Below are 8954 nucleotides of genomic sequence, written 5' to 3' on the forward strand. Positions count from 1 at the left end.
GAGGAAGGGATCAGTGACGGCCGAGAATGAGGGCCATGGCCTCGGCGCGGGTCTTGTCGCTCTCGCGGAAGTCGCCCCGCACCGCCGAGGTGATGGTCTTGGCGCCCGGCTTGCGCACGCCGCGCATCGTCATGCACAGGTGCTCGGCCTCGATCACGACGATGACGCCGCGCGGCGCGAGCACGCCCATCAGCGCGTCGGCGATCTGCGAGGTCATGCGCTCTTGCACCTGGGGGCGCCGGGCGTAGACGTCGACGAGCCTGGCGAGCTTGGACAGACCGGTGATCTGCCCCTTCTCGTTCGGGATGTAGCCGACGTGGGCGACCCCGTGGAAGGGCACCAGGTGGTGCTCGCAGGTGGAGAAGACCTCGATGTCCTTGACCAGGACCATCTCGTCGTGGTCGGCGTCGAAGACGGTGGTCAGGACCTCTTCGGGACTCTGCCCCAGCCCGGCGAACTGCTCGGCGTACGCGCGGGCGACCCGGGCCGGGGTGTCGAGCAGGCCGTCTCGGTCCGGATCTTCACCGATCGCGAGCAGGATCTCGCGAACGGCCTTCTCGATCCGGTCCGAGTCGACCTTGAGCGGCTTCACGGACACCCGTCAGGCCTCGTCCTGGGGCGCCGGGTGGTGGTCGTTGGTCAGGCCCGTGCCCGGGACGGCCGGGGAGCCGGCCGGGAGCGCGGCCCCGTTGCCGTTGCCCGCGATCTCCTTGGGCGTCAGGATGGGCGGGCGGTCGGAGGGGAGCCGCTTGCCGTAACCGGAGTAGGACGGCCGCTTCTCGCGCACGACCACGGAGGCGAAGATCTGCAGCACCTGCTCGCGGGAGAGGGTCTCCTTCTCCATGAGCTCGAGCACCAGATTGTCCAGCACGTCGCGGTACTGGACGAGGATCTCCCACGCCTGGTCGTGCCCGGCCTCGATGAGGCGCCGGACCTCCTCGTCGATCGTGGAGGCGATCTTCTCGGAGTAGTCGCGCTCGTGGCCCATGTCGCGGCCGAGGAAGACCTCGCTGTTGCCGGTGCCGAACTTGCGGGCGCCGAGGTGCTCGCTCATGCCGTACTCGGTGACCATGCGCCGGGCGATCGAGGTGGCCTTCTCGATGTCGTTGGCCGCGCCGGTCGTCGGCTCGTGGAAGACGAGCTCCTCGGCCGTGCGCCCGCCGAGCAGCATGGCGAGCTGGTCGAGCATCTCGGACCGGGTGGCGAGGAACTTGTCCTCCATGGGGAGGGTCATCGTGTAGCCCAGCGCCCGGCCCCGGGACAGGATGGTGATCTTGTGCACCGGGTCGGAGTTCGGCAGGGCGTGCGCCACCAGGGCGTGGCCGCCCTCGTGGTAGGCGATGATCTTCTTCTCCTGGTCGGACATGACCCGGCTCTTGCGCTCCGGACCCGCCATCACGCGGTCGATGGACTCCTCGAGGGTGTTCATCGTGATGAGCTTCTGGTCCTGGCGGGCGGTCAGCAGCGCCGCCTCGTTGATCACGTTGGCCAGGTCGGCGCCGGTGAACCCGGGCGTGCGCCGCGCGATGACGTCGAGGTCGACGTCCTGCGCGAACGGCTTGCCGCGCCCGTGGACCCGCAGGATGCCCTTGCGGCCCTCGAGGTCGGGACGGTCGATGACGACCTGGCGGTCGAACCGGCCGGGACGCAGCAGGGCCGGGTCGAGGATGTCGGGCCGGTTGGTGGCCGCGATGAGGATCACGCCGCCCTTGACGTCGAAGCCGTCCATCTCGACGAGGAGCTGGTTGAGGGTCTGCTCGCGCTCGTCGTGCCCGCCGCCGAGGCCCGCGCCGCGGTGCCGGCCGACGGCGTCGATCTCGTCGATGAAGATGATCGCGGGGGCGTTGGCCTTGGCCTGCTCGAACAGGTCGCGGACCCGGGAGGCGCCGACGCCGACGAACATCTCGACGAAGTCGGAGCCGGAGATGGAGTAGAACGGCACGCCCGCCTCGCCCGCGACGGCGCGGGCCAGCAGGGTCTTGCCGGTGCCGGGCGGGCCGTAGAGCAGCACACCCTTGGGGATCTTGGCGCCGATCGCCTGGAACTTGGCCGGGGCCTGCAGGAACTCCTTGATCTCCTGGAGCTCCTCGATGGCCTCGTCCGCGCCGGCGACGTCGGCGAAGGTGGTTTTGGGGGTGTCCTTGGTGATGAGCTTGGCCCGGGACTTCCCGAAGTTCATCACCCGGGAACCGCCGCCCTGCATCTGGTTCATGATGAACAGGAAGATCAGGACGATGATGACGATCGGCAGGAAGCTGATCAGCAGGCCGACGAGGAAGTTCTCGGTCGGCACCGTGATCTTGTAGCCGTTCGGCAGCTTCTTGGCGTCGACCTGGGCCTGGAGCTGCCGCTGCAGCTCGACGCCCTGACCCTGGACCCAGTACGCGTAGAAGCGGTCCTCTCCGTTGACCTTCTGGAGAGTCTTGATCTCTATGCGCTGGTCCTTGTCGACGATCACCGCGTTGTCGACATTGCCACTCTGGATCTGGCTGATGACGAACGAGGTGTCCTTCTGGGCATAGTTGCTGTTGCCGCTCCAGAATGTGGAGGCGAGCAGGAGCAGCACGACGATGCCCAGGATCCACAGCAGTGGCCCACGTGTAAATCGCTTGAGATCCATCCGATGCGGAACCCCTGCGGGCCCGTCCCTTCCTGAACACGGCCTGACGCCCCGGGCGAACCCGGGGTTAGCGGCATCCCGAACCGCTCCTGCAAATGACCACCCGGAGGCGATCACACCTCCGGAGACCTCCGAAGGTACACCGGGCCGCCGCGCAGGGTCACTGCTCCGGCGACACCGGCTTTGTCCTACCAACGTACGTCAGGCGGTCCCGTGTTCCCCACGGCGAGACCGATTGACGGTGTATTACAGCACTTGGCGAGTTGGAACTTCGCTCAGGGCTTACTCGGCCCCGTAGACGTGGCGGGCGAGGGTGCCGATGAAGGGGAGATTGCGGAAGCGCTCGGCATAGTCCAGCCCATACCCGATCACGAATTCGTTGGGGATGTCGAAACCGACATATTTCACATCGATCGGCACCTTCACCGCGTCGGGCTTGCGGAGCAGGGTGCAGATCTCCACCGACGCCGGGTTGCGCGACTGCAGGTTGTGCACCAGCCACGACAGGGTCAGCCCCGAGTCGATGATGTCCTCCACCACCAGCACGTGCCGCCCGGCGATGTCGGTGTCGAGGTCCTTGAGGGTGCGGACCACGCCCGACGACTTGGTGCCCGCCCCGTACGACGAGACGGCCATCCAGTCCATCTGCACCTCGACGTGCAGGGCGCGCGCCAGATCGGCCATGATCATGACCGCGCCCTTGAGCACCCCCACGATCAACAGGTTCTTGCCCGCGTAGTCCGCGTCGATCTGTCCGGCGAGCTCCTTGATCTTCGCCTGAAGTTCTTCCTCGGGAATGAGGACCTTCTCCAGGTCCATGCCCATGTCGGCTGCGTCCACCTGCGGTTTTCCTTCATGTGAGGGTGCTGGCGAATATCAGGGTGCCATACCGCCGCACCACGCCCACCCCCCCGGGTAGCTCCACCATCCGCTGGCCCCGCCAGGCGGTGATCAGGCGGTCCACCTGCTCGATGTGCACGGCCGCCAGCGCCGAGCCCGCCGCGCCCGCCGCCAGGGCCGCCCGCTGGATCACCCGGCGGCGCACGGCGGCCGGCAGACCGGTCAGCTCGTCGACGGCCAGCCCGGCGCCGGTGTCGCCGAGCCGCGCGCAGACCTCGTCGGCCCAGGCGTCCAGCGCGTCGGCGTCGTCCCTGCAGAGCCCTGCGGTGCGCGCCAGCGCCTCGGTGACGCCCGGCCCGAGCGCCCGTTCGAGCACCGGCAGCACGTCGTGGCGGACCCGGACCCGCGTGTAGGCGGGATCGGCGTTGTGCGGGTCCTCCCAGGGCACCAGGCCCAGCGCCTCGCACGCGGCGCGGGTGGCGCGCCGGGCGACGCCGAGCAGCGGCCTGCGGTACAGCCCCGCGGCCGCCGGCATCCCCGCCAGCGACCGGGTGCCGCTTCCCCGCGCGAGCCGCAGCAGCACGGTCTCGGCCTGGTCCTCACGCGTGTGCCCCAGCAGCACGGCCGACGCGCCGAGCCGCTCCGCCGCCGACGACAGCGCCCCGTACCTGGCCTCCCGCGCGGCGGCCTCCGGGCCGCCCGCCGTGCCCACCCTCACCGTGAGCGCCTCGGCCGGCTCCAGCCCGAGCCCGGCCGCCAGGCGGGCGACCTCCTCGGCCCGCTCGCGGGAACCCTCCTGCAACCCGTGGTCGACCGTCAGCAGCCCGGCGCGCAGGCCCAGGCGCGGCGCGGCGAACCCCAGGCAGGCCGCGAGCGCCAGCGAGTCGGCGCCCCCGCTGCACGCCGCCAGCACCAGGGCTCCCCTCGGCAGGCCGGCCAGCGACAGGCGCAGCTCACGGCGGATCCGGGCGACGGCGGGATGAGGTCCCATGCGTCCTAGTGTGGTGCGCCCGGCCGGCGGCGCCGACCACCGGCCGGGTCAGGACACGCCGTGGTCAGGCGTGCCCGTTGGCGGAGGGCAGCTCGGGGGCGCGCACCACGCGCGCGATCCACGCCTCGGGGTTACGGATCTCGCTGTGGTCGGGCAGCGTCGTGGGCGATCCCCACACGCGGTTGAACCCGTCGACGCCGACCTCCTCGACGACCTTGCGGACGAAGGCCGACCCCTCGGCGTACTGCTTGAGCTTGAGGTCGACGCCGAGCAGCCGCCTGACCGTCCTGTCGAACCGCGAGCCGCCGTGCCTGCGGTGCTGGAACTTGGCGCGGATGTCGGCCACCGAGGGCACCACGGCCGGCCCGACGGCGTCCATCACGTAGTCGCCGTGGCCCTCGACCAGGGTCATCACGGCCGTCAGCCGGTCGAGGATCTCCTTCTGCTCGGGGGTCTGGATGGCGTCGATGAGGTTGCCCTCGCCGCCCTTGATGGCATCGGCGACGGCGTCGGAGGCCGCGCGCAGGCGCTCGAGCATGGTGCCGAGGTCGATGTCGGAGGCGAGCAGGAACTCGGTCATCTGGGCGCGCACGTACTCGCGCAGCCACGACACGCCGGTGAACTGCACCCGGTGGGTCTCTTCGTGCAGGCAGACCCACAGCCGGAAGTCACGGGGGTCGACGCCCAGCTCGCGCTCGGTGTGGACGATGTTGGGCGCGACCAGCGTGAGCCGGCCGGTGGGCGCCTGTCCGCTCGGGTCGGGCGGCAGGAACAGCTCGTACTGCCCGAGGACGCGCGTCGCCAGGAACGCCAGCACCGCGCCGACCTCGACACCGGTGACCCGCGAGCCCACCGCGCCCACCAGGGCGGGGATCTGCGTGCGCCGGGTGTTCATGCGCTCGGTCAGGGGCTCCAGGACGACCCGGAACCCTTCCACGTTGGCGCGGATCCAGCCCGGCCGGTCGACGACCGTCGCCTCCTCGGGCTCTGCCGCGCCGTTGATGCGCGCGAATTCCTGTACGTGCCCCTCGGCCTCGCGCGAGAGCCGCCGGAGCTCGGTGACGGCGTGGCGGGCCTCCTCTCGGCTCACCTGCGGCCCGGGGCGCACAAGACGGACACCGGTCGAGACGGCCAGATCCCAGTCGATCACCTGCATGTTCACCACCGTACGTCGTGCGGTGCGATTATGGGCAACCGCATCCGCTGACGAGCGCGGCCAGCCGGTCGAGCGCCGCCACGGCCCCGTCGGGATCGCTCACCTTGTCGGCCATGAACGCGAAGGCCACCAGCCGGCCGTCGGCGGTCCTGGAGAGACCGGTCAGGGTGTTCACCCCGTTCAACGTGCCCGTTTTGGCCCGTACCACTCCCGCAGCCGACTTGCTGTCCTTTTTGTCGTACCGGTGGCCGAGCGTGCCGGTGAACCCGGCGATGGGCAACCCGCTGATGACGGCGTGCAGACGGGGATTGGCCGGGGACGCCGACAGGGCGATCAGGCGGGCGAGCGCGGCGGGGGTGATGCGGTTGCGGGTGGACAGCCCGCTGCCGTCGAAGACCGTGACGCCTCCGGCGACGCCCAGCCGCTTCAGCGTCCCGGTGACGGCCCGGGCGACGCCCGTGAACGTGCCCGGCGCGCCCTCCTTGACCGCCACCAGGTGGGCGAGCCCCTCGGCCAGGTCGTTGTCGCTCTGGGTCAGCATGTGCTCGACCAGCTCGTACACCGGCGGCGACTCCACCCTGGCGACCTCGCGGGCGGCGGCCGGGGCGCCGGACCGCCCGGGCGACTTGGCGACCTTGATGCCGCCGCGGCGCAGCAGGGACGCGAACGCCTCGGTCGCCGAGCGCGGCGGGTCGGCGTACCGTGCCGAGCCCCGCGGATCCTGGCGGCCCTCGTCGATGGTCAGCGCCGTCACCGGCGCGACGCTGCCCTCCGGCACGTACCCGGGCTTCCACCCCGGCGCGGTGCGGGGCCCGCTGAACAGCGAGTCGTCGTAGGACAGGCGCACGGAGGACACGCCCGCGGCCTTCAGCGCCTGCGCGGTGCGGGAGGCCAGCATGGCCAGCGAGGCGAAGCGGGGATAGGAGGCGGACAGGTTCGCCCTCGGCCCGGCGAGCGTGGGGTCGCCGCCGCCGACCAGGATGATCTCGCCGGGCTTGCGCTGGACGACGCGGGTGGCCACGCGGGTGTCGGGGCCGAGGGAGGTCAGCGCCGCGACGGCGGTCGCGACCTTGGTCGTGGAGGCCGGGGTGAGGCCGGTGTCGGCCCTGCTTCCGTACAGGGTGCCCCCGCCGGCGACGTCGACCACGACCGCGCCCACGCTGCCGCCGAGCGCGGAGTCGCCGAGGGCACGGGACAGGCGGGAGGCCAAAGTACCCTTCGCGGGGAGAGGCCCGTCGGGGGCGGCGGCCAGCACCGGGCCCGCCGTCACGATGGCGGCGGACGGTGAGGTGCGTGGCGAACCCGCGACCGGTGGCTTCGCCCGAGGGGAGCCCGGCTCGCCGCGGGTGAGGAAGTACGCGCCCGCCGCGCACACGAAGAGCTGGAGCAGGGCGAGGGTCGTCACCGCGACCAAGCGCTCGCGCCGCACCACCTCACCGACCTCTTTCCCGAATGCGTCATCCTGGATATACGCCTACGAGACATTAACGCCGCCCCGGACCATCCGGGAGGCTTGAGCGGAGGAACCGCAGTGGAGTTCGACGTTGTCGTTGAGATCCCCAAGGGACAACGCAACAAGTACGAGGTCGATCACAAGACGGGCCGCATCCGGCTGGACCGCCTTCTTTTCACCTCCACGCAGTACCCCGCCGACTACGGCTTCATCGAGAACACCCTCGGCGAGGACGGCGACCCGCTCGACGCGCTGGTGCTCCTCCAGGAACCGACGTTCCCCGGCTGCCTGATCAGCTGCCGGGCCGTGGGCATGTTCCGGATGACCGACGAGAAGGGCGGCGACGACAAGGTGCTCTGCGTCCCCGCCACCGACCCTCGCATGGAGCACATCCGCGACATCCACCACGTCCCGGAGTTCGACCGGCTGGAGATCCAGCACTTCTTCGAGGTCTACAAGGACCTCGAACCCGGCAAGTCGGTCGAGGGCGCCAACTGGGTCGGCCGCACGGAGGCCGAGATCGAGATCCAGCGCTCGATCAAGCGCCACCTCGACCACGAGGCCGCCTTCGGGAGCGAGCACCCCGGCGCCGACGGGCACTGACCGTCCCGGCACATGGCCCGGCACATCGCCCGGCGCACGTCCCGGCGTAGATCGCGGCACATGACCCGGCACCCGTCCCAGCGCAGGTCGCGGCACATGGCCCGGCTCGCGCCCCGGCCGCCGCGGCGGGCGGGCGCGCCCGGGCCCTCTCCGGGCGAGCGGCGGTCGCGGCGTCGTGTGGCACATCTCACGGGTTTTCCCCGCGCCGGTGGCGCACACACCCCGACGACTACGCTGAGTCACCATCCAGGCGGAGCAGGCGGGAGATCCACGGCCGCACCCCGGCCGGTGGGGGGAGCGGGGCGCGCGGGTAGGTGAAGACGGGGGCCGGGCGCCCGTACGCGGCGCCCAGCTCGGCGGCCTTGCACCAGTCGGCGAGCGTGCGGCACACGGCCCAGGCGGCGCCCAGGGCCGGTCTGGCCTCCGCGTGCCGCTCCCAGATGCGCATCAGCGTGACGGTGGCCTGGGCCGCCGTGTAGCCGTCGTCGGGATAGGCGGTGCCGGCCAGGTAGGGGGCGATTACCTGGCCGGCGAAGCGGGTGTCCAGCACCCAGGTCCAGTTGGCGACGACCAGGCCGAGCACGGGGCCGGGCACCGCGGAGGCGGCGCCGTACATGAGCTGCTGGCGCGGCCCGGCGAGGCGGCGGCCCGGCCACAGCCAGCTCACGTCGGCCGGGGGTTCGCCGTCCGACAGCCAGGAGAGCACCGCGAGCCCGCGGGCGGTCTGCAGGCGGCACAGTTCGAGCACGTCGCGCAGCATGCGCGGCCCCGGGTCCAGCCAGACCGGCCAGTCGGCGCGGTGGACGCGAGGGACCAGGACGGTCAGGCCGGACGCGACGGGCCGCGGGAAGACCCGGCAACCCAGGGGTGAGTCGTCACTGACGGTGAACACGGCCCGCGCCCTGAGGCCGGGCCGCCCGGACGACCGTGCGCCCGGCCGGAGCGGACCGGCCCGAACCGGCCGACGCGGAGGAGGACGACCCGCCCGAACCGGTCGGCGCGGAGGAGGACGACCCCGCCGAGCCGGTCGGCGCGGGGGACGACCCCCCGGTCGGCGCGGGGGACGACCTGCCCGAGCCGGTGGGCGTGGGGGTGGCGGTCGGCGCCGGGCGCGTCCTTTGGGGGCACGGGGTGCGCCTGGGGTGGTTCTGGTGGGTGTGCGACGGCCGAGGGGCGGGGGGCCGCTCGCGCGGCGGGCGGGGAGGCGTGGGGGGCGGGGCGGTGGGCGGGCCCTGCCCCGGAGGCGTGGCGGTCGGCGGGGCGGTCGGACGGGGGGTCGGGGCGGGCGGCC

8 protein-coding genes and 1 pseudogene are annotated in these 8954 nt (G+C 71.9%); 2 read left to right on the top strand and 7 right to left on the bottom strand.

The window, feature by feature from the left end; translation table 11 throughout:
- Nucleotides 1–10 precede the first annotated feature (10 nt).
- The 6 genes from folE to dacB form a co-directional block, all read right to left on the bottom strand.
- Nucleotides 11–598: a GTP cyclohydrolase I FolE gene (folE, locus tag ABZU32_RS24820; RefSeq protein WP_354844294.1), complete on the bottom strand. Its 588-nt coding sequence runs from the start codon at nucleotides 596–598 to the stop codon at nucleotides 11–13.
- Nucleotides 599–601: 3 nt separating this feature from the next.
- Nucleotides 602–2620: an ATP-dependent zinc metalloprotease FtsH gene (ftsH, locus tag ABZU32_RS24825; protein WP_354925491.1), complete on the bottom strand. Its 2019-nt coding sequence runs from the start codon at nucleotides 2618–2620 to the stop codon at nucleotides 602–604.
- A 282-nt stretch (nucleotides 2621–2902) separates the two neighbouring features.
- The gene (hpt, locus tag ABZU32_RS24830; RefSeq protein WP_354844288.1) at nucleotides 2903–3460 is read right to left on the bottom strand and encodes a hypoxanthine phosphoribosyltransferase; all 558 of its coding nucleotides are present in this window, start codon (nucleotides 3458–3460) and stop codon (nucleotides 2903–2905) included.
- A gap of 13 nt (nucleotides 3461–3473) precedes the next feature.
- On the bottom strand, nucleotides 3474–4451 hold the full coding sequence (gene tilS, locus ABZU32_RS24835) for a tRNA lysidine(34) synthetase TilS (protein ID WP_354925493.1): 978 nt from the start codon (nucleotides 4449–4451) through the stop codon (nucleotides 3474–3476).
- Between the two features lie 64 nt (nucleotides 4452–4515).
- Nucleotides 4516–5607, bottom strand: a complete 1092-nt coding sequence (locus ABZU32_RS24840; protein ID WP_354925496.1) for a zinc-dependent metalloprotease — start codon at nucleotides 5605–5607, stop codon at nucleotides 4516–4518.
- A gap of 28 nt (nucleotides 5608–5635) precedes the next feature.
- Complete coding sequence (gene dacB, locus ABZU32_RS24845) at nucleotides 5636–7039, bottom strand: D-alanyl-D-alanine carboxypeptidase/D-alanyl-D-alanine-endopeptidase (protein WP_354925498.1); 1404 nt, start codon at nucleotides 7037–7039, stop codon at nucleotides 5636–5638.
- Between the two features lie 99 nt (nucleotides 7040–7138).
- Here dacB and ABZU32_RS24850 point away from each other — a divergent pair, with 99 nt between their 5' ends.
- Nucleotides 7139–7663 (top strand): inorganic diphosphatase, encoded by a 525-nt coding sequence (locus tag ABZU32_RS24850; RefSeq protein WP_354844277.1) that lies wholly within the window; start codon nucleotides 7139–7141, stop codon nucleotides 7661–7663.
- A 229-nt stretch (nucleotides 7664–7892) separates the two neighbouring features.
- On the opposite strand, the gene ABZU32_RS24855 is transcribed toward ABZU32_RS24850, so the two are convergent.
- A complete protein-coding gene (locus ABZU32_RS24855; RefSeq protein WP_354925501.1) occupies nucleotides 7893–8555 on the bottom strand; it encodes a hypothetical protein in 663 nt (220 codons plus the stop codon).
- A 35-nt stretch (nucleotides 8556–8590) separates the two neighbouring features.
- Between ABZU32_RS24855 and ABZU32_RS24860 the strand changes: the two are divergent.
- Nucleotides 8591–8954: pseudogene (locus ABZU32_RS24860) on the top strand (hypothetical protein); the annotation flags it as partial.

The organism is Sphaerisporangium sp. NPDC005288 (assembly GCF_040607475.1).
Classification (GTDB): Bacteria; Actinomycetota; Actinomycetes; order Streptosporangiales; family Streptosporangiaceae; genus Sphaerisporangium; species Sphaerisporangium rhizosphaerae.